The organism is Paraburkholderia sp. SIMBA_054, assembly GCF_046534875.1.
Classification (GTDB): domain Bacteria; phylum Pseudomonadota; class Gammaproteobacteria; order Burkholderiales; family Burkholderiaceae; genus Paraburkholderia; species Paraburkholderia hospita.
The window spans coordinates 1-244 of sequence record NZ_JAWRXV010001472.1; the positions used below are offsets into that span (position 1 = coordinate 1).

General features: G+C 54.9%; 1 protein-coding gene. It reads left to right on the forward strand.

Annotated features, from left to right (window positions below):
• A partial coding sequence (locus SB822_RS59935; RefSeq protein ID WP_410859489.1) for an autotransporter outer membrane beta-barrel domain-containing protein occupies window positions 1-244 on the forward strand: 244 nt, incomplete at both ends.

Consider the following 244-nt stretch of genomic DNA (forward strand, 5'->3'; position numbering starts at 1 on the left):
CTTGTCAGCGATTACACAACCAAGGATAACAAGAAGGCTATCTGGGCTGGCGCCTATGCCTATACGCTGCAGCAAGGATCGGGCAGCGGTAACAAGGATGGCAACTGGTATCTCGTGAGCCGTTATGGTGATACGGAACCAAACAACCCAGACAACAATGGTCCCCGTTATGGCGCTGGCGTGCCGGTCTATCAGGGGTACGGCCAGAACATGCAGGCCTTGAACAAGTTGCCGACCTTGCAGG